The organism is Myroides sp. C1519 (assembly GCF_038039755.1).
In the GTDB taxonomy this organism is placed as follows: domain Bacteria; phylum Bacteroidota; class Bacteroidia; order Flavobacteriales; family Flavobacteriaceae; genus Flavobacterium; species Flavobacterium phaeum_A.
Window position 1 is genome coordinate 93,899 of sequence record NZ_JBBPHM010000010.1, and the last position, 21,644, is coordinate 115,542.

Sequence of the window (21,644 nt, forward strand, 5' to 3'; positions counted from 1 at the left end):
CAAGCAACTATCTATCGCTTATTAATAGTTTACTGCTTTAAATAACCCATTTCACCTATTCAATAATGAACAATTCAACTACCTAATATAAAATACATTTCCCTTAAACAATGTTTCTAAATTGTCACTCCTATTACAGCCTTCGCTATGGTACTATTCCGTTAGAGCAATTAGTTTCTTTAGGTAAACATCATCAAGTTTCTTGTTTAACCTTAACAGATATCAATACGTTTAATGGAGTATACGACTTTATTCAGCTATGTAATAAAGCGAACATAAAACCATTGGTAGGTATTGAGTTTAGACAAGACAATGAGTTATGCTATATTGGCATAGCTAAGAATCAAAGCGGAATGGCTGAAATGAGTGAACTATTAACCACCCATAACGAACTTGCCACTCCCCTTTCTGTTATTGCTCCTGACTTTGAAAACACTATTGTTATATATCCACTATCAGCAGCGTTTACACAACTCAAGGAAAATGAATACATCGGAATAAAAGCCTCTCAACTCAATTTACTTTATCAACCAAAGTGGAGAGAATTGTTGTCTAAAATGGTAGTCTTACATCCTGTTACCCATCAAAACAATCAAGAGTATGGACTCCATCAAATACTACGTGCAATTGATAGAAATACGCTTGTTTCTAAACTTGAACAATGCGATTGTGCACACCCTGATGAGATGATGATTAACGAACAGGTAGTACTTGATTTATTTAAAGACTACCCTGAAATAATTGCCAATACACAACAACTGATAGAACAATGCCAGTTCTCTTTCGAGTTTAGAAAGCCGAGAAATAAACGTTTCTATACTGATAATCAACAAACAGATATGGACTTACTGACTCGTTTGGCATATCAAGGAATGGAACGTATTTATGGACAAAATCACCCACAAGCAATGGCGCGGGTAGAAAAAGAACTAAAGGTGATTAATGATTTGGCTTTTTCCGGATACTTTCTAATCACTTGGGATATTATACAATACAGCAACGCTATGGGATTTATGCACATTGGTCGTGGTAGTGGAGCCAATAGCATCGTAGGGTACTGCCTTGGAATTACCAATGTATGTCCGTTAGAATTGGACTTGTACTTTGAGCGTTTTTTAAATGAGAATAGAAAGACACCTCCCGACTTTGACATTGATTGGTCGTGGAAAGATAGAGATACAATCCTCAAATATATATTCACAAAATATGGCAAAGGACACGTGGCTTTTTGTGGCGCTATGTCAACTTTTAAATACCGTTCTATAATACGAGAAATAGGTAAAGTTTACGGATTACCCAAAGAAGAATTGGATAGTCTAACCCGTAATTCGATGGAGCAACACGACCCTAATAGTATTGTTCAACTCATTCATCAATATGGACAAATGTTAGAAGGTTTTCCTAATCAGCGCACTATGCATCCGTGTGGTGTCTTGATTTCAGAAGAACCTATGACAAACTATACCGCCTTAGATTATCCTCCTAAAGGTTTTCCTGTGGCACAATTTGATATGCACATTGCTGAAGATATTGGCTTTGACAAATTTGATATTCTTAGTCAACGAGGCATTGGCCATATTGAAGAAGCTGTTCAACTCATTAAAAAGAATAAAAACATTACAGTAGATATCCGGAATATCGCTCTATCGAAAGATGAAGTACAAACAAATGAATATTTACAGATAGGTAATACAGTTGGATGCTTTTATATTGAAAGTCCCGCTATGAGAGGTTTATTAAGACGTTTAAAATGTGACAACTACAAAATATTAGTAGCCGCATCATCTATTATACGTCCCGGTGTAGCCCAAAGTGGTATGATGCAGGAATACATCTTTCGCCATAACAATCCCGGACAATTTGAGTACTTCCACCAGGTATTTAAAGAACAATTAGGAGAGACTTACGGCATTATGGTTTACCAAGAAGACGTTATTAAAATAGCACTACACTATGGAGGCTTACACCCTGCTGATGGAGATATACTGCGTAGAGCAATGAGTGGGAAAAGCCGTTCTAAAGATGCTTTATCGGCTATCAAACAGCGTTTTTTTGAACATTGTGATGCAAAAGGACACGCACGTGGCTTAAGTGAGGAAATTTACAGGCAGATTGAATCCTTTGCAGGGTATTCTTTTTGCAAAGCACACTCAGCTTCTTATGCTATTGAAAGTTACCAAAGCTTGTATTTAAAAGTATATTATCCTTTAGAGTTCATTACTGCAGTAATCAATAACCAAGGGGGTTTTTACAGAACAGAAGTTTATGTACACGAAGCAAAAATGGCTGGTGCTATTGTACATCCCCCTTGTATCAACCAAAGCAATTGGGAAACTACTTTATACAACAATGATCTTTACTTAGGCCTTATGTTTATTCAAGGCGTGAATGCGGATTTAATCAAAGAAATAATAGAAGAGCGTGCTGTAAATGGGAATTATATATCGCTTTCAGATTTTATTCAACGAGTGCCAATAGGGTTAGAAACCTTACAAAATCTAATTTTTATAGGTGCATTTCAATGCATGGGAAAACAAAAAAATGAATTGTTAATTCAAGCGAGATTACTATTAGTGCGTTACAAACCAGATACCTCACCTACTTTGTTACAAGAGCCAATACAAGAATACACCTTTCCTACTTTAGAAAGGTCTGCTTTTGAAGATGCCTTTGACGAAATAGAACTGCTTGGTTTTCCTGTTTCCTGTACTCCTTTTGACTTGCTAAAAACAAAATTTAGAGGAGATGTGATGGTATGTGATTTGCTAAAAAACCACAAACAAACAGTGCGAATGTTAGCTTATCTCATTGCGCGTAAGCACGTTCCTACGGCAAGGGGAACAATGTATTTTGGAACTTGGATAGATGTTAATGGTCATTATTTTGACACTGTACACTTTCCAGATAGTTTAGAAGCTTATCCTTTTCAAGGAGGAGGTTGTTATTTGTTATTAGGAACCGTTGAAGTGGAATATCACTTTCCAAATGTACAAATTCAGAAAATGGCGAAGTTGCCTTTTATCGCTGACCCACGTTATCATTATAATGATGATCAAAACAAGACAACACAAAATAAAATCAAAGAAGATGTTAGTTTAACAAATCGCCCACCTTATCCAAAAGCGACTGAAATAAACTTACCTCGTTACAGAATGAAGTTTAATAAATAGTATTATACAATTTAATACAGTAGTCTCCTAAAAAATTATATACTTCATTTCATAATCCTTATTATAAAAAAAGCACCTCATCTGAGGTGCTTTCTAATATTACGAATTAATTAAACTTAAAGAGTCTTGTAATTCAGGTTTTTCCTGAACATATCCGCTAACCCATTGCTCTAATTGATCTAAATCATAAGGCAATAAATGGTTTATAGCTTTTTGAAGTTCTTTGTAAAACAGCTTAGGATCAAAGCTGACATTTTCAAGAACAGTTCTTGCGAAATCAAACATTAATCGTGTTTTCATATCTGTAACTTATTTCATATTACTTTAGTAAACATAATGATTTTACATTATAAAAATAGTTTATCCTTTAAATTTTAATACAACTTTAGCACTTCAATTTACTCTATTAATTATTCTATAATCAGATACAATAAAGTTTACTATTTAATCGTTTATATTCTTTCGTACCAATCTAAACATTTAGAAATAAGCATATTTTTTTTCCTTTCTTATACTCTTAACAACTTTCATAAACGACTATAAATATTGTTAAAATAACTTCATACAATAATTTTAAATCCGAATTAATTAGCCGTAATTTGAACTAAACATTAATACGTTTAGTGATATGAACTTTATGAAAAAAGTAGATTGGGCTCGTTTAGGAATTATTGCCTGCACGATTATCTTTTTAATTACAGCTGTTACATTTGAAATCTTTGAACTTCATACGTTACCAGCTCAGTTTTTTGGAACATTATTAGGAGTTGTAATAACAGCTATTATAACAGTATTGTTATTGCAAGGACAAACAAAAAGTGAAGAAAGACGCGAAAGACATCTAATGGTTTTTGAGAAAAAACAAGAAATCTTCTTTCAATTCTTAACGCAACTAAACACTATTTTACAGAAAGATAACCTGGCTGTTCACCTTAGCCCAGAAAAAACATTAGCAAAGGAAGTACACAATTTACAGGACTTACTATTTGAATTTGGCTTCTTACAAATGCACACATCAGCAGAAACTTTTGATAAAGTTCTTGGCTTAGTAGGGAATTTAATTGAAGAAAGTAACAAAATAAAAGCATTAGACTCTAAGTCTAAAGAAGCTTTGACACAATACTATTCTGTACTAACTAATGACTTTTTTGCTATAGTTTCTTTACTAAAAAGTGAACTTTACAGAGAATTACCTCCTCATATAGATAAACATAAAATAGATAGGATTATTAAATTGTCATTTTAAATCAATATATCTTCCTAAGAAAAAATAATAATTGAACCAATGAAAAGTTGGATAGAAAATATTATGTTTTCAAATTGCCTACACAATAAAACACTTCCTCTTTTGATGATTAAAAGGCTATTTTTATAAAAACTGTGCTTTTAATCTCCATTTTTTAGTCATTTTATTTTAAAAAAAAGTAAAAAACAATTCATTTTTATCCTTTTAAAAACATAGCACCACAACAACATAAATAATTAATAATCAATAGTTTAACATAAGTAAATATATTAAAACTGGAGATTTCTTGTTTATTTTCAACTTTACTTACCAACAGCATACACAAGGCTTTATAAACAATTCTCTGACAATAGTCCGACTATCCTCCGAGAATACTGGCTTGAGAACTATTTTGTCGGACAATAGTCAGAGGACCCTCGAAGGAGTCTCACACTATCTTCTAAAATTTATACATAAAAATTAAGAAAAAAAAACTCTATTACATCGTTTTAAACTACTCATATTATATTTCAGTTATAGACAAGATGAATTAGCCCTCCTGTTTTTAAATCTATAAAAAACAGTATAAGGAAGCACAATTTTTTATGCTTATATTTGCTCTTAATAAGAATTACGTCTAATCAAAAAGTATATACATTTATGAAAACGACTGGGTGGATAGGATTAGGAAATATGGGAACTCCTATGGTTGCTAACCTTTTAAAGGCAGGATATAAAGTTAATATCTATTTAAGAGATCCAAGCAAGCGATCTCCTCTCCTTTCTAATGGAGCAAATGGAGTTGATGAGTTAAACAACTTTATTGAACAAACAGACGTTATTTTCTTAACATTGCCAAATGATAGTATTACCGAAGATACTTTTGAAAAGATACTTTCAACTAATATCAGCGGTAAAACCTTTATCAATAGCAGTACCATTTCACCAAGCCTTGCTCAAAAACTACATCATGCTGTCTCAGTAAAAGAAGGAGTTTATATTGATGCTCCTGTTTCTGGAAGTGTAAAACCTGCAATAGACGGTACCCTTTCTTTCCTTGTTGGTGGAGAGCAACAAGCATATACAGAGAATATTCCTTTTTTCGAAATAATGGGAAAACATCACTATTATTTAGGACAAGCAGGAAGCGGAAGTAAAGCTAAATTGGCAATTAACTATTATATGTCTGTGGTTGTACAAGGCTTAGCCGAAACAGTATTATTTGCAGAAGAAAATGGTATTTCACGTGAAATGATGACGGCTATAGTAAATGATGGTGCTTGTGGTTCTGGAATGAGTAAAATCAAAACAGCTCCTATTTTAAAAGATGAATACCCTGCTGCTTTTCCTTTGAAATTTATGCTTAAAGACTTGCGCTTAGCTCAAGCAGAAGGTTGGAATACAGACTTAATTAATGCGGCTGAAAAAATGTTTAACAAGGCAAGTGAACAAGGTCTTGCAGAACAAGATTTAATGGCAGTTATTAAAGCAATAAAAGAATAATTAAACTAAATATAATCCTTTAGGAAATGAATAATTTACAAGAAATCATAGAAAGAGCGTGGGAAGACCGTTCTTTATTACAAAATACAGATACACAAAATGCTATTCGCGAAGTAGTAGAATTAATCGATTCAGGTAAACTACGTGTAGCAGAACCAAAAGGTGATGATTGGCAAATCAACGAATGGGTAAAAAAAGCTGTTGTTCTTTATTTCCCTATTCAAAAAATGGAAACATTAGAAGCAGGTATTTTTGAATACCACGACAAAATGCCTTTAAAGAAAAACTATGCTGAAAAAGGTATTCGTGTTGTTCCTAACGCTGTTGCACGTCACGGAGCTTATATTTCTTCGGGTGTTATCTTAATGCCTTCATACGTTAATATCGGAGCTTATGTTGATGCAGGAACAATGGTTGATACTTGGGCAACTGTAGGTTCTTGTGCTCAAATTGGTAAAAATGTACACTTATCAGGTGGAGTTGGAATTGGTGGTGTATTAGAACCATTACAAGCAGCACCAGTTATTATTGAAGACAATGCTTTCATTGGTTCTCGTTGTATCGTAGTTGAAGGAGTACGTGTTGGAAAAGAAGCTGTTTTAGGAGCAAATGTTGTATTAACGGCATCTACTAAAATTATTGATGTAACAGGAGAAACTCCAGTTGAAATCAAAGGATATGTTCCTGAAAGATCTGTTGTTATCCCAGGTTCTTATACTAAAAAATTCCCTGCTGGAGAGTTTCAAGTTCCTTGTGCTTTAATCATTGGACAAAGAAAACCATCAACGGATTTAAAAACATCATTAAACGATGCGTTAAGAGAATATAACGTAGCTGTTTAATTTTAACTAAAACAATATTTTTGAAAACAGAGTATAATTACTCTGTTTTCTTTTATTATACACTAATTGTAATTGTATGAATAAGGTTTTATCTCAAAATCTACTTGTTTTTACTAAAAGATTTTTCTTAATCTTCCTATTTTACCAACTTTGTAGAATAGGTTTCTATTTCTATAACGCACATCTTTTGGATCCTTGGAATTTTAAAATTTTTATGGGAGGAATTAGATTTGACTTAGCAGCTCTTGGCTTCATCAATATGCCTTTTGCTTTGTTACATTTAATTCCTGGTAAATTTCAAAATAACAAAGCCTATCAGAAAATCTTATTTTATGGTTTTTTCTTAGTAAACATATTTATACTATGTTTAAATTTTGTTGACTATGAATATTTTAAATTTATTGGTAGAAGAAGTTCTTATTCGTTTATAACAGCCTCTGGGATGGAACAGGAACTACCTGGACTATTAAAAAATTTCATTGTTGAATTTTGGTGGATTCCTTTATTCATACTATTTACAATCCTTTCTTTTTATTTTATTTATAAAAAAATAAAATACCAAGTTCATTATAGTAGCTTTAATGTTATAGGTTTAATCACAGCATTAGTTGTAACAGGTATTATGCTTGTAATGGGGAGAGGTGGTTTACAACCTAAACCTATTCGCTTAGTTGATGCTTCGCAATATGGAGGATTGAAAAACACAGCATTGGTACTAAATACCCCTTTTTCTGTTTTAAAAACAATGGGGAAAAGTGAAAACTTAGAGGAAGTAAACTTTTATTCTGAAGAAGAATTAAATAATATTTTTAATCCTATTCAAGAATTTAAATATGACAGCATCAACAAAAAGAACGTTGTTTTACTAATTGTAGAAAGTTTTGGTAGAGAAACTATGCATAGAGGATTAACTCCTTTTATGGATTCATTAGCTCTTAATAGTCATTTTTTTGAAAATGGTTTTGCTAATGGTAAAGTTTCTATTGACGCTGTACCATCATCTATTTCAAGCATCCCAAGTTTAATGAATAGAACATTCATTACCTCGAGTTATGCTTTAAATGATGTTCACGCTTTACCAAAAATATTAAATGAACAGGGATACTATACAGCATTCTTTCACGGTGCTTTTAATGGTTCTCAAAACTTTGACCAATATGCTAATGTAGCAGGTTTTAAAGATTATTTCGGGAAGAATGAATATGAAGGTCCTGAAGCATTTGATGGCTCTTGGGGAATATTTGATGAAGAGTTTTTACAGTTTTTTGCTAAAAAAATTGACGGTATTGAACAACCGTTCTTCACAACTCTCTTTACTATCTCTTCTCACAATCCTTATACTATTCCAGAGAAATACAAAGGTAAATTTCCTAAAGGTGAAGCTAATATACACGAATCTATTGCTTATGCGGATTATTCATTGAAACAATTCTTTGAAACTGCAAAAACAAAAGATTGGTATAACAATACTATTTTCATAATCACTGCAGACCATACATCTTCAGAACCACAAGAAGATATTTGGAAAAGTAATGTAGGAATGTTTAGAATTCCTATCCTATTCTTTGCTCCTGGCGATGAAACAATTCCTGTTGAAAAAGTGGAAAAAAGTTTTCAGCAAATTGATATTCTTCCAAGTTTAATGGACTACTTACAAATCAATACTAAAATAGTTAGTTATGGTAAGTCTTTTAAATCAGACAAGGATTTTGTGGTAAACTACTTAAACAATATTTATAACTACGAAAAAGGTGATTATTATTTAGCTTTTGACGGGAAGAAGTCATTAGGATTATATAATTGGAAACTTGATCCTACTTTAAAGAACAATCTAATTAATCAAGAATCTGAGAAGTTAGCAGAAATGGAAACTTTTATAAAAGCTTATATTCAATCGTTTAACTATAGGGTAAAGAATAATATGTTGATAATAAAATAACCTTAAACACAGGGGGTTTTACTCACATTTATTTAACACTTCTATTTTATACAAAAAATAAAAAAATAACGTTGTATTATTTTAAATACTACTTTTGTTTAGTAGTTTAAAATACAACGTCTTTTAATACAAATCATTTTTATAAATGTCTAATAAAATAACGCTACTTATACCAACAAAAAATGAAGCTGAACGCATTAGTAAATGTGTACTCTCTGCTAATAAGTTAGCTGACGAAATTATTGTTGTAGATTCTTTTAGTACTGACGATACTGTATTAATTGCGGAGTCTTTAGGAGCAAAAGTAATTCAAAGACATTTTGATAATTATTCAAATCAAAAAAATTGGGCTTTATCACACATTTCAAATGATTGGGTATTATTATTAGATGCAGATGAGTGTTTAACTCCTGAATTATTTCAAGAAATTCATCACTTAATAAACTCAAAAGAGTTAGAAAACTTTGATGCTTATTGGTTTCATAGACAAAACCACTTTTTTAATAAACCTATTAATTATAGTGGTTACCAAAATGATAAAGTTATAAGACTATTTAATAAAAGTAAATGTAATTACGTCAAAATGGTTCATGAGCAACTTATTGTAAACGGTAAAGTAGGTCTTTTAAAAAATAAGCTTTATCATAATACTTATAGAGGGTTTGACTTTCATATTCAAAAACTAAGTAACTATGCTGCATTACAAGCTCTTGACTACAATAAAAAAACAACTAACTTAAACTTTTATCACTTTATCTTCAAACCTATGTATCGCTTTTTCAAGCATTACATACTTCAGCAAGGTTTCCGAGATGGAGTTCCAGGAATTATAATGTCTTGTTTAGGAAGTTATTCTGTGTTTTTACGCTATGTAAAACTATGGATGTTAAGAAATAATATTGACAAATAAAATAAGAGCCTTTCACAATGTGAAGGGCTCTTATTGTTTCATATATAATCTTTTAAAATAGTAAAGGCTATTTTGCTCGCCTTATATAGCGTTACCAAAGATTATTTAATCCTATGAGCAAGATTATCATTAAAGTAATTAACATAATAAAACTATATCACAAACAATAAAGAAACACGTGTTTTACTATAAAATACCTAACTATAAAACAATAAGTTACCATCTATTATAATACAACAAAAAAGCACCTAATTAGGTAAAAACAATTATTTTTAAATTGACATTTTTTAACCTATTTTTGTGCATCACAACAACAACTAAATATTATTAACGTAATGATTCATTTCTTCGAAAACCCTTCGAAAATGTTCTATGCTGCACAAGTAGAGAACGATTTATCTAATGAAGATATCCAAAAGTTAAACTGGTTATTTGGCAATGCCAAGCACTTAAACGAGAAGACAATCAATGCTAAATTTGTAGGTCCACGCGCAACTATGGTTACTCCATGGAGTACTAATGCTGTGGAAATTACTCAAAATATGGGGATTCAAGGAATCATCCGTATTGAAGAGTTCTATAAAGCTGACGAATGTGAGTCGTTTGACCCGATGCTGGCACAAGAATACAACGAGTTAAACCAAGATATCTTCGCAATTAACATCGCTCCGGAAGCAATCATCTATATTGATGATATCGCTGCTTACAACCAACAAGAGGGATTAGCACTAAACGAAGAAGAGGTTACGTATTTAAACAACCTTGCTGAAAAATTGGGACGAAAACTAACGGATTCTGAAGTTTTTGGGTTCTCTCAAGTTAACTCTGAACACTGTCGTCACAAAATTTTCAATGGTACTTTCGTAATAGATGGAGTTGAACAACCAACTTCTCTATTCAAATTAATTAAGAAAACTTCTGAAACGAATCCTAATGATATCGTTTCAGCTTATAAAGATAACGTTGCTTTTGTCAAAGGACCTAAAGTAACGCAGTTTGCTCCTAAATCAGCAGACAAACCTGACTTTTATGCAGAAACAGAATTCGACTCTGTTATCTCTTTAAAAGCAGAAACTCACAACTTCCCAACTACTGTTGAACCTTTCAATGGTGCTGCTACTGGTTCTGGTGGAGAAATCCGTGACCGTTTAGCAGGTGGACAAGGTTCTTTACCGCTTGCGGGAACTGCAATCTACATGACTTCTTATTCAAGATTAGAAGAAAACCGTCCTTGGGAAAAAGCGATGAATGAAAGAGCTTGGTTATACCAAACACCTATTGATATCTTAATCAAAGCTTCTAATGGTGCTTCTGACTTTGGTAACAAATTTGGACAACCTTTAATTACGGGGTCTATCCTTACATTTGAACACGAAGAAGAGGCTCGTAAACTTGGTTTTGACAAGGTAATTATGCAAGCTGGTGGTATTGGATATGGTAAATTAGACCAAGCTATCAAACACAAACCTGAAGAAGGTGACCAAATCGTAATCCTTGGTGGTGAGAACTATAGAATTGGTATGGGAGGTGCAGCTGTGTCTTCTGCTAATACAGGGGCTTTTGGTTCTGGTATCGAGCTTAATGCTATTCAACGTTCTAACCCTGAAATGCAAAAAAGAGCGGCTAACGCTATCCGCGGTATGGTTGAAGCTGAACACAATCCAATTGTGTCTATTCACGACCACGGTGCAGGTGGACACTTAAACTGTTTGTCTGAACTTGTTGAGGAAACGGGTGGTAATATCGACTTAGATAAATTACCTGTTGGTGACCCTACTCTATCTGCTAAAGAAACTATTGGTAACGAGTCTCAAGAAAGAATGGGATTAGTTATTGGTAAAAAAGATATTGATACTTTAGCGCGTATCGCTGAAAGAGAACGTGCTCCAATGTACACTGTTGGTGAGGTTACAAATGACGACCGTTTTACAATTGAATCTAAAACAACTGGTGCTAAACCAATGGATTTTGAACTTAATGATATGTTTGGTAGTTCACCAAAAACAATTATGGAGGACAAAACTATTGAACGCGTTTATGCTGATTTAGATTATTCTATTGCTAATGTTGCTCAATACTTAGACCAATTACTACAATTAGAAGCTGTTGGTTCTAAAGATTGGTTAACTAATAAAGTTGACCGTTGTGTTGGTGGCCGTGTGGCTAAACAACAATGTGTGGGTACATTACAATTACCATTGAACAACCTTGGTGCTATGGCACTTGACTTCAAAGGAAAAGAAGGTATTGCTACTACGGTTGGACACGCTCCTGTTGTGGCTTTAATAAACCCTGCTGCAGGAAGTAGAAATGCTATTGCTGAATCATTGTCTAACATTGTATGGGCACCATTAAAAGATGGTATCAACAAGATTTCTTTGTCTGCTAACTGGATGTGGGCTTGTAACAATCCTGGTGAAGATGCTCGTTTATACGAAGCTGTAAAAGCTTGTTCTGACTTTGCAATTGAGTTAGGCATTAACATCCCTACTGGAAAGGATTCTTTGTCTATGAAACAAAAATATCCTAATGACGAAGTTATTGCTCCGGGTACTGTTATTATTTCAGCAGCGGCAAACTGTACTGATATTACTAAAATTGTAGAACCTGTTTTAAACAAAAACGCTGGTTCTATCTACTATATCAACTTGTCTAAAGATAGCTTCAAATTAGGAGGTTCTTCTTTTGCTCAAGTACTAAACAAAATTGGTCAAGACGCTCCTACTATTCAGGATGCTGCTTACTTTAAAAATGCTTTCAATACAATTCAAGAGTTAATCGTTGATGAGCAAATTGCTGCTGGTCACGATATCGGAAGTGGTGGTTTAATTACTTCTTTATTAGAAATGACTTTTGCTGATGTTAATTTAGGTGCTAAATACGACCTAACTGCATTGAATGAAAAAGACACTGTGAAAGCATTGTTCAACGAAAACATAGCATTAATCGTTCAGGCAAAAGATGATAAAGCTTTTGAAACTGCAATGAATGCAAAAGGTGTTGAGGCTGTAAAGATTGGTCAGGTTACAACTGATGAAAAAGTTAGCTTTACAAATGGTGCTGACCACTTCGAATTCAGTGTTCCAACATTGAGAGATACTTGGTTTAAAACATCTTATTTGTTAGACCAAAAACAAACTAAAAACAACAAGGCTACGGATCGTTTCAACAACTATAAAGTACAACCTTTACAGTTTAACTTCCCAGCACAGTTCGACGGTAAAAAACCTGTAATTGACGCTTCTAAACCACGTCCTAAAGCGGCTATTATCCGTGAAAAAGGAAGTAACTCTGAAAGAGAAGTTGCTAACGCAATGTACTTAGCTGGTTTTGATGTGAAAGACGTTCATATGACAGACCTTATCTCTGGTAGAGAAACATTAGAAGATATCCAATTTATTGGTGCTGTTGGTGGTTTCTCTAACTCAGACGTATTAGGTTCTGCAAAAGGATGGGCTGGTGCTTTTATGTACAACGAAAAAGCAAATACAGCATTAAAGAACTTCTTTGCAAGAAAAGATACAATGTCTGTTGGTATTTGTAATGGTTGTCAGTTGTTTATGGAATTGGAGTTAATCAATCCTGAACACCCAGTTCACGGTAAGATGAAACACAACGATTCTCAAAAACACGAGAGTAACTTTACTTCTGTTACTATTCAAGAAAACAATTCTATTATGCTTTCTACTTTAGCTGGAAGCACATTAGGAGTGTGGATTTCTCACGGTGAAGGTAAATTCAACTTACCAGAAACAGAGGATAAATACAATATCGTAGGTAAATATGCTTATGAAGCTTATCCTGCTAACCCTAATGGTTCTGACTATAACACAGCAATGATGTGTGATACTACAGGACGTCACTTAGTAATGATGCCACATATTGAGCGTTCATTATTCCAATGGCATTGGGCTAATTATCCTGAAGGAAGAAAAGATGAAGTTTCTCCTTGGATGGAAGCATTTGTTAATGCAAGAAAATGGATTGAAGAAAACAATTCTAACTAATAGATACTTAAAACGCCTTCTGAAACAGAAGGCGTTTTTTTTATACTTATTTCATCCTTCTGACAAACTTATCCTTTTCAATAAAATAGTTGGAAATACTCTTACACACAGATAATATACTTATGACTGGTTCTGATAGCTTACGGATTTTCAATCAAGACATCAAACTAACAATAAGAGTTTGTTTTCCCCTTATTACTTCAAACTACTCCTTAACGATAGACTTTAAAAACGTTTTAAAGTACCGCAAATGACCAGATTTTATGCCTTAAACTAAAAGGATAGCCATTATAATTACTCATAAACTACAATTAAACCATAAAATCGAAAGCCTCCTTATCTATTAATTCATAATTACATTATCTTTGACAAATCAAATACCGTATGGAAGCTCGGTATAAACTAATAGAATTAATTATTACGCAATGGAAGATCAATATCAACAAATTTTAGTTAGATATTATAGTAATGTCTTAGAAGAAAATACAGTAGAAACTTTTTGGGGTAAAGTAGTAGATGAAAAAGAAGGTTTGTATCAAGTAGACAATATTCCTTTTTATGGACCAGATTTTTCTTGCGATGATGTAGTATTTGCAGAATACGACGAAACTGAAAAAACATTAACTTACCGCTATGTTGCAAAAGCATCGGGTAATTCAACGGTACAAGTTATTGTTCAAAATGAAAAATACAACCTTGAAGATTTATATAATGAAATCTTATATGCAGGGACTGAAATTGAAGTACTAAGTGACCAATACTTTGTTATTAACGTACCTAATAAAACAGATTACAAAAACGTTGTTGCTATCTTAGCTGAATTAGAAGACGAAACAGTTATTACTTATGCAGAACCTCTTTTAGCACCTAAACACAGTGCTGATTTAAGATCTAAATAAGATTATATACATCATAAAAAAATCCCGTTTACAAGAAAGTAAACGGGATTTTTTTATATAACTCTTTATCTTAAAACTGGAAGTAAATAAAAGGTTGTGGACCAGCTGTTGCTGTAGCGTACACTACCCAAAATACTAATCCCAATACAACTGCTTTTACAAACATTGGGGCTACGCAAAACATTTGGTTTGGTATAGCCATCCACGATTTTGGAATATAATGCCAGATAAACCCAATGAAGATTAATAAGAAAGCATTCTTATATCCCATAATGATTGTTGACCACGCATTCCAATCAAATTCCAATTGACCTATATTATAAATTACATTTAACGCTGCGTCAAATGATGTTGCTCTAAAGAATATCCAACAAAACGTAACAAAGTGAAATGTAATGAAGATTGAAACTATTTTCCACACAAATGACGGTTCTTTACCTTTTGCACGTGGAAACAACTCCATAAACATTTTGTGAACTGCTAATGCTATTCCGTGTAATGCTCCCCATACAATAAAACGCAAACTTGCTCCGTGCCATAATCCACCAAGTAGCATTGTTGTAAACAAGTTAAAGTTGGTAAACAAACTCTTGTTTTTATCTTTTGACAATACTATCGTTAAAGCAAAAACCACAACTGACGCACCTGCTATAATCAATGGTATCGCACTTTGTTCTAAATAATAAACTCCCCACCCTATTATTCCTGCAAAGAATAATCCTGGAAAGAAATACCCTCCAAAACTTCCATTTCTATTACCTCCGACAGATATATATAAGAAATCCTTTAACCAAGTAGATAGCGATATATGCCAACGTCTCCAGAATTCTGTAATAGACATTGATTGATATGGAACATTAAAGTTCATCGGCAAGCGATATCCCATCAATAAAGCAATACCAATTGCCATATCTGAGTATCCTGAGAAATCACAGTAAATCTGAATAGCATATCCATAAGAAGCCATTAAGTTTTCAAAAGCTGTGTAACTATTAGGAGCATCAAATACTCGGTCAACAAAATTAATTGAAATGTAATCAGATATCACTGCCTTTTTTAACACCCCTCCTATAATCAATAACATCCCCTCATTTACGTGATCTCTTGTTACGTGTATATTAGAGTATATCTGAGGAATAAAGTCCTTAGCACGTACAATTGGACCTGCTACTAATTGAGGGAAGAACGAAATAAAGAACAAATAGTCTAAAAAGTTCTTCGTTGGCTCTATTTCCTTGCGGTATATCTCTATAATATAACTTATCGATTGGAACGTAAAAAACGAAATACCTACAGGTAGGATAATATCATCTAAATGCCACTGTGAATTGGCAATAAAATTAAATCCATCTAAAAAGAAGTTAGTGTATTTAAAATACCCCAGTAATCCTAAGTTCACAATAATACTAATCGTTAAGAGCAATCGCTTTTTAACCGAATTATCTGTATCATTAATAATTTTAGCAAAGTAATAATCCATTAAAGATGACCCCACTAAAATAAGGAAGTACATTCCACTTGACTTATAATAGAAAAAAAGTGAAAAGATTACAACGTATAATAAACGCACGTGAAAGGTTTTCCTCATCAAAATATAGAAGAGGTAAAACACGATAAACAAACCTAAAAACAAACCTGAGTTAAACAACAAAGGTTCCTTTGGGTTAAAAGTAAACCAATTGATTACTTCATCAATGGTAAAACTCGGTATCTCAATATTAAATAGACTCATTTACTTTAAAGCACTATTTTGTTTGACAAATTGATTGTACGCATCCATCAGGGCTTCATAAAATAAATCCCCTGTATAGTTATATCCTTTTACAGAATAATGAACTAAGTCCTTAGATAATAACCCTTCATCTCTTAAAGAAGCAAGAGCTAATGATCCTCCTAAATTATAATAAGTATCCCAAACTGCATACTTACCTTTAATACCGCTAATAATAATCTCATTTGCTAAAGCAGATGCTACTGTATTAGGGTTGTTTTTTGAAAAGTATGACGGTGGCGGTGTCGTTAATAACACACTTGCATTTGGAGCTACCTGTTTCACTTTTGCAAGAAAAGCATTCACTTGGTCTTGAAAATCTTTTGAATCCATTCTATCGAATGACTCATTCGTTCCCATTGACACAATAATCAAATCAGCCTCTAATCCTTTTAACTGCTCGAAGAATAAATTGTATTTTAAATAGTCTGAAAAACGAGCACCATTAACACCAATTGTGTGATACAAAACACCCGACTTATCATTTTCTAAAACTACTCCATTCAAGTCATACGCTTCTGCTTGTTTATTTGAATAGAAGTAAATACGATCTAACTCTTGTCCTAACTCAAATGTATGAAAAACGTCTTCTTTCTTTCCAGATAGTTCGTTAAACACACTTTTAGAAACAGATACAGCTTCTCTTTCTTTTGTAGGAATACTCAATTTTTTCCCTGCGTGAATAACATTGTTTTTCATACTATTTGCCTTTTTAATTTCAGGAATAGTAGTATTGTATTTTCTCGCTATACTCGATAAAGACTCACCGCTCTTAATTTGGTGTGATATCTTTTTAGGAGCAGATGATTCTAAAAACACCTTCTCTCGAGTTGTTCCTACCTTCAAGGACTCGTCATTCTTGGGTGTAAATACTTTCATACGGGAAAACCCATAACTTGCATCGCGAACACTAAGCTCAATTACAAGGTCTTTGTTTTCTGTTGAAAGGGCAATACCACTCAATCCGACATTAGCTCCTTTTACAGGAAAGATATTTCTATAACTCGACCATTCTGCATTAGAAGAATATCGTACTAAAGAATTTCCGTTTGTCTTGGCTAATTTATAAGGAAAGGCAAACCCCAATCCCCCGTTTCCAAATTTATCCTGAAGTAGCGATCTCATACGTCCACTGAAAAAATCAGCTTGAATATGTGAGTCCCCAATATGAACTATGTTCACTTTTTTGTTCTTACTCCCTTTTAACTTTCCAAGTTTAGTAAAAAACGAGTTTAGTTGTTCTGGATAGTAAACCTTGTTTTTGATCATTCCATTATTGCTATCAGAATCGACTACCTCACTATTGTCTGTAGAAGTAGGAGCTTGATCCTGTGCAAATAAATTGAACCCACAAAAAAGACTTACTAAAAATATAGCAATTCTATTTTTACTCATTTCCTAAGTGCTGTTGCTCTTTATTAGTGTTTTTCTCTACATCACTCCCTTGAGCAGTTTCTGTTTTCACCGGTGATGTAGTTGTTTTATTTCCGTTTTTCTTCTTGTAATCTTCATAGCCTTCCTCAAGTTGCTTGAAAATCATTTGAGCAATAACTTGAGCTCCTCTATGGTTGAAGTGCGTATAATCTTTATTTGCTTTTGTTGGCGCTTCCTCTACCCATTTAATCATAGAACCAGAGCCACCCATCGCTTGATATAAGTTAAAGAAACCAGCGTGAGCTTCCATTGCATAAGCTCTTTGAGCCTTCATTAATGGAACAACGGCAGAATCCGTTCTCATCTCTGTTTCATACTTAGTTGACTTATCAGCGGTTGAAATAACCAAAATATTAGCTTTAGGGAAACTTTGTTTTAAATGCGCCACTACCTTGTTCATCTGTTTTGTGTACCAAGAATAGTTCAGTGAACCGTAGTTTAAAACATTTGCTCCATAGTGTAAAATAATTAAGCTATAATCTAAATTATTCTGATACTTCTGCATCAAGCTAACTTTAAACAAAGACAAAGGCAAACCAGAGTTACCTCTACTTGAGAAGTTATCTACTTGCACACCTGAATTTGCACTGAAGTCCATTCCGTAAATAGGAATAGAATCTGCGTGCTTAAACATCAGTTTCACTTGTTTAACAGAGCCATCTGCAATTTTAAGCTTATTTAATTCTGAATTGATACTCAACTTTTTAGTAATCGTATCCTTACCAATAATAACGAGTACTTCACCTCTCTTATTATTAGAAGCTCCATAATATAAAGTAGGACTATTTAACGAGGTCATATTCTTAATATTCCCCGCTTGATAACTTACCCACGTTGGGCGTATGCTATCTTTCACAAAATATACTTGACCAGACACACCGAATGGTTTCTGTGGTCTTTTCACATTCAAGTAAGATTGCATTTTCCAGTTGTTTGAATATCGGTGTATTACAGACTGACGAGATTGTGCAGATTCTGACATAATCGACACATATCCTACTCCACTACCCCCGTATTTACTTTGATAGTTTTTTCTAAGATCTTGCACAATTAAATCTCCATCTGTCATCGAATCTCCATAATAAGCAATACGCACTCTCTTTCCTTGTGCTTGCTCTACAGCATATAGTCTTGCAAAGAAAGACTCTAAATATGCCATTCCCTTGAATGAATTTGCATCCTCATTACTCAAGATATCATCTTCAGTAACATAGACAACGCTTTCGTCAAATTTAACTACAGAATCCTTCTTCACTTTTGAATCAACAATTCCTGTACCTCCTTCAACATTCTGAATAGCCTCAAGCATTAAACTATCCACAACAATATTACTTGTTTTTATAGGTTCTTCACTGAATAACTTCTTTGGCAAATTTCCCTTAAAAAACAAAAAAAAGCCACTTGCCATTACTATAATGGCAAGTGACTGAAATATATATGATTTTTCTACTTTCACAGAAACATAAAAATTACATACGCTCAGGTACAGCGATTCCTAACAATGTAAATGCATCGTTAATCACTAAACCTACTTTTTGAGATAACTGAACTCTAAATACTTTTAAAGTCATATTTTCTTCTCCTAAGATAGAAACCGTCTGATAGAAAGAGTTGTACTCTCTTACTAATTCGTAAACATAGTTTGCAATTAAAGCTGGGCTATATGTACGCGCTGCATCCTGAATTACCACAGGGAATTCTTCTAACAACTTCAATAATTCTTTTTCTTTTGGATCTAAAACAATATCCGTAATCTCTTGTGTACAATCGAAATCTGCTTTACGTAAAATAGATTGGATACGTGCATATGTATATTGGATAAACGGCCCTGTATTCCCTGCAAAATCAACAGATTCTTCTGGGTTAAACAAAATACGTTTCTTAGGATCTACTTTTAAAATATAATATTTAAGAGCTCCTAATCCAATTGTATTAAACAATACACTTTTCTCTTCTTCAGAATAACCATCTAATTTACCTAACTCTTCAGAGATAGTTTTAGCTGTATTCGTCATCTCATCCATCAAATCATCAGCATCTACAACAGTACCTTCTCTACTCTTCATTTTTCCTGAAGGTAAATCAACCATTCCGTATGATAAGTGATATAAGCTTTCAGCCCAATCAAAACCTAAACGTTTTAAGATTAAGAATAATACTTTAAAGTGATAATCTTGTTCATTACCTACAGTATAAACCATACCACCTACATCTCCAAAGTCTTTTACACGTTGGATAGCGGTACCAATATCTTGCGTCATATAAACAGAAGTACCGTCACCTCTTAATACAAGCTTTTCATCTAATCCTTCGTCAGAAAGATCAATCCAAACAGAGTTGTCTTCTTTCTTGTAGAAAACACCTTGCTCTAATCCTTTCTCTACAACGTCTTTACCTAATAAATAAGTATTACTTTCAAAGTAGTTTTTGTCGAAATCAACACCTAAATTTTTGTAAGAAACAGCAAATCCATCATAAACCCATTGATTCATCATATTCCATAAATCAATAACTTCAGGTTTATTTGCCTCCCAATCCACAAGCATTTGTTTTGCTTCTTTGATAATTGGCGCTTCTTTTTTAGCATCATCTTCAGACATACCTTGCTCCATCAATTCCTTGATTTGAGCTTTGTATTCAACGTCAAATTTAACGTAGTAATTTCCTACTAATTTATCTCCTTTAAGTCCAGTTGACTCAGGAGTCTCTCCATTACCATATTTTTGCCAAGCCAACATAGACTTACAAATATGGATTCCTCTATCATTAATAATTTGAGTTTTGAATACTTTCTTACCTGAAGCTTTTAAAATTTCAGCTACAGAGTATCCTAATAAGTTATTTCTAACGTGTCCTAAGTGCAAAGGTTTGTTTGTATTTGGAGAAGAATACTCTACCAATACTGATTTATCACCTTCTTTTGGTTCAACATATCCAAAGTGTTCTACATTTCGAATACCGTTAAAAAATGAAATATAGTAACTATCTGAAACGACTAAGTTCAAAAATCCTTTAACTACATTAAACCGTTCAATTACGTTCGTATTCTCTACTAAATATTCACCAATTTTAGTACCTATTTCTACTGGATTCCCTTTAATCTGTCTTAAAAAAGGGAAAATAACTACTGTAATATCGCCTTCGAACTCTTTTCTTGTCGCTTGGTACTCAACTTTTTCAACGGTCGCCCCGTATAATTGTTGAACTGCCTTTTCAATCTGCGGAGTTAAAATCTGATTTAATGTCATTTTTTTCAATTTATTAAGAAGCAAAGATAATTTATATTTCCACAATTTAGGAACAGAAAGCAAGGAATTTAATCTCGCAAAAAAGAAATATCTTTAAAATGGTATTAAATCAATGACCTACTTTAGTACTATCTATAGAAAATAACCAGACCTGGCTAATAATTGTTATTTAATACTCCTATTAACTAAAAGAACAGCCTTTAAAGTATTGTCATTACAAGCTTCTTTTATACATATTCCACACAAACACTACACAAGTACCACACATCTTCGAGAAAAAGGCCTTTTTTCCGAGCCTCTGTGGTACTTATGTGGTAGATGTCTCGAACATAGTGCGTTTAAAACTACACTTTGATATGTACTTTCTCGCAAGTACAAGCCAATGCTTTAAATTTTAAATATTCGTTTATTTTATTTCTTATAGAACCGTGTTGTTCATATTTAGTTTCTAACGTTTATATTTAAGTTCTTCTTCTTTTTTTGATTAGCTAAACTTTAGACATAAACAAAACCTATAGGTTTAATCCTGTAAAGTTGCAAATAGAAAGGTATTCGAAAAGACTACTATAATTGAAGCACTTTCAACACTATAAAATGAAAAGTATGGATATAAAAAAAGCCTTGCGTTTGCAAGGCTTGATAAGTTGTGGGCGATGAGGGATTCGAACCCCCGACCCCCTCGGTGTAAACGAGGTG

13 protein-coding genes are annotated in these 21,644 nt (G+C 33.2%); 8 read left to right on the forward strand and 5 right to left on the reverse strand.

The annotated features are described in order from the left end of the window. The first annotated feature begins 110 nt into the window (after window positions 1-110). Window positions 111-3,170, forward strand: coding sequence for a DNA polymerase III subunit alpha (locus AABL81_RS07580; protein WP_341340716.1), 3,060 nt, complete (start codon window positions 111-113; stop codon window positions 3,168-3,170). Between the two features lie 99 nt (window positions 3,171-3,269). Here the strand turns inward: AABL81_RS07580 and AABL81_RS07585 are convergent, their stop codons facing one another. Continuing rightward, window positions 3,270-3,470 (reverse strand): hypothetical protein, encoded by a 201-nt coding sequence (locus AABL81_RS07585; protein ID WP_158209137.1) that lies wholly within the window; start codon window positions 3,468-3,470, stop codon window positions 3,270-3,272. Between the two features lie 328 nt (window positions 3,471-3,798). Between AABL81_RS07585 and AABL81_RS07590 the strand changes: the two genes are divergently transcribed. The 7 genes from AABL81_RS07590 (at window position 3,799) to AABL81_RS07620 (ending at window position 14,495) form a co-directional block, all read left to right on the forward strand. Continuing rightward, on the forward strand, window positions 3,799-4,416 hold the full coding sequence (locus tag AABL81_RS07590) for a hypothetical protein (RefSeq protein ID WP_341340717.1): 618 nt from the start codon (window positions 3,799-3,801) through the stop codon (window positions 4,414-4,416). 639 nt (window positions 4,417-5,055) lie between these two features. Beyond that, a complete protein-coding gene (locus AABL81_RS07595) occupies window positions 5,056-5,898 on the forward strand; it encodes an NAD(P)-dependent oxidoreductase (protein ID WP_341340718.1) in 843 nt (280 codons plus the stop codon). Between the two features lie 26 nt (window positions 5,899-5,924). Beyond that, window positions 5,925-6,740 (forward strand): 2,3,4,5-tetrahydropyridine-2,6-dicarboxylate N-succinyltransferase, encoded by an 816-nt coding sequence (locus AABL81_RS07600; RefSeq protein WP_158209140.1) that lies wholly within the window; start codon window positions 5,925-5,927, stop codon window positions 6,738-6,740. A gap of 76 nt (window positions 6,741-6,816) precedes the next feature. Beyond that, on the forward strand, window positions 6,817-8,679 hold the full coding sequence (locus tag AABL81_RS07605; RefSeq protein ID WP_341340719.1) for an LTA synthase family protein: 1,863 nt from the start codon (window positions 6,817-6,819) through the stop codon (window positions 8,677-8,679). 145 nt (window positions 8,680-8,824) lie between these two features. Then, a complete protein-coding gene (locus AABL81_RS07610) occupies window positions 8,825-9,589 on the forward strand; it encodes a glycosyltransferase family 2 protein (RefSeq protein WP_341340720.1) in 765 nt (254 codons plus the stop codon). Between the two features lie 335 nt (window positions 9,590-9,924). Continuing rightward, the gene (gene purL / locus AABL81_RS07615; RefSeq protein WP_341340721.1) at window positions 9,925-13,596 is read left to right on the forward strand and encodes a phosphoribosylformylglycinamidine synthase; all 3,672 of its coding nucleotides are present in this window, start codon (window positions 9,925-9,927) and stop codon (window positions 13,594-13,596) included. 425 nt (window positions 13,597-14,021) lie between these two features. Then, complete coding sequence (locus AABL81_RS07620; protein ID WP_090410265.1) at window positions 14,022-14,495, forward strand: DUF4265 domain-containing protein; 474 nt, start codon at window positions 14,022-14,024, stop codon at window positions 14,493-14,495. Window positions 14,496-14,565: 70 nt separating this feature from the next. On the opposite strand, the gene AABL81_RS07625 is transcribed toward AABL81_RS07620, so the two are convergent. From AABL81_RS07625 to argS, 4 genes are all read right to left on the reverse strand, one after another. Continuing rightward, window positions 14,566-16,227, reverse strand: coding sequence for an MBOAT family O-acyltransferase (locus tag AABL81_RS07625; RefSeq protein ID WP_158209144.1), 1,662 nt, complete (start codon window positions 16,225-16,227; stop codon window positions 14,566-14,568). Then, on the reverse strand, window positions 16,228-17,661 hold the full coding sequence (locus tag AABL81_RS07630) for a LysM peptidoglycan-binding domain-containing protein (RefSeq protein ID WP_341340722.1): 1,434 nt from the start codon (window positions 17,659-17,661) through the stop codon (window positions 16,228-16,230). It abuts the gene before it with no gap. Next, window positions 17,654-19,108, reverse strand: coding sequence for a hypothetical protein (locus AABL81_RS07635; RefSeq protein ID WP_410505320.1), 1,455 nt, complete (start codon window positions 19,106-19,108; stop codon window positions 17,654-17,656). The genes AABL81_RS07630 and AABL81_RS07635 overlap by 8 nt, the downstream gene beginning before the upstream one ends. A gap of 61 nt (window positions 19,109-19,169) precedes the next feature. After that, window positions 19,170-20,948 carry an arginine--tRNA ligase gene (argS, locus tag AABL81_RS07640; RefSeq protein ID WP_158209146.1) on the reverse strand — a complete coding sequence of 593 codons (1,779 nt, stop codon included), beginning with the start codon at window positions 20,946-20,948 and terminating at the stop codon, window positions 19,170-19,172. Window positions 20,949-21,644 lie beyond the last annotated feature (696 nt).

Coding starts and splice junctions, on each gene's coding strand:
- AABL81_RS07625 (WP_158209144.1), bottom strand. CDS start 16,227: ATGAGTCTATTTAATATTGAGATACCGAGTTTTACCATTGATGAAGTA.
- AABL81_RS07600 (WP_158209140.1), top strand. CDS start 5,925: ATGAATAATTTACAAGAAATCATAGAAAGAGCGTGGGAAGACCGTTCT.
- AABL81_RS07630 (WP_341340722.1), bottom strand. CDS start 17,661: ATGAGTAAAAATAGAATTGCTATATTTTTAGTAAGTCTTTTTTGTGGG.
- AABL81_RS07595 (WP_341340718.1), top strand. CDS start 5,056: ATGAAAACGACTGGGTGGATAGGATTAGGAAATATGGGAACTCCTATG.
- argS (WP_158209146.1), bottom strand. CDS start 20,948: ATGACATTAAATCAGATTTTAACTCCGCAGATTGAAAAGGCAGTTCAA.
- AABL81_RS07635 (WP_410505320.1), bottom strand. CDS start 19,108: ATGGCAAGTGGCTTTTTTTTGTTTTTTAAGGGAAATTTGCCAAAGAAG.
- AABL81_RS07580 (WP_341340716.1), top strand. CDS start 111: ATGTTTCTAAATTGTCACTCCTATTACAGCCTTCGCTATGGTACTATT.
- AABL81_RS07590 (WP_341340717.1), top strand. CDS start 3,799: ATGAACTTTATGAAAAAAGTAGATTGGGCTCGTTTAGGAATTATTGCC.
- purL (WP_341340721.1), top strand. CDS start 9,925: ATGATTCATTTCTTCGAAAACCCTTCGAAAATGTTCTATGCTGCACAA.
- AABL81_RS07605 (WP_341340719.1), top strand. CDS start 6,817: ATGAATAAGGTTTTATCTCAAAATCTACTTGTTTTTACTAAAAGATTT.
- AABL81_RS07585 (WP_158209137.1), bottom strand. CDS start 3,470: ATGAAAACACGATTAATGTTTGATTTCGCAAGAACTGTTCTTGAAAAT.
- AABL81_RS07620 (WP_090410265.1), top strand. CDS start 14,022: ATGGAAGATCAATATCAACAAATTTTAGTTAGATATTATAGTAATGTC.
- AABL81_RS07610 (WP_341340720.1), top strand. CDS start 8,825: ATGTCTAATAAAATAACGCTACTTATACCAACAAAAAATGAAGCTGAA.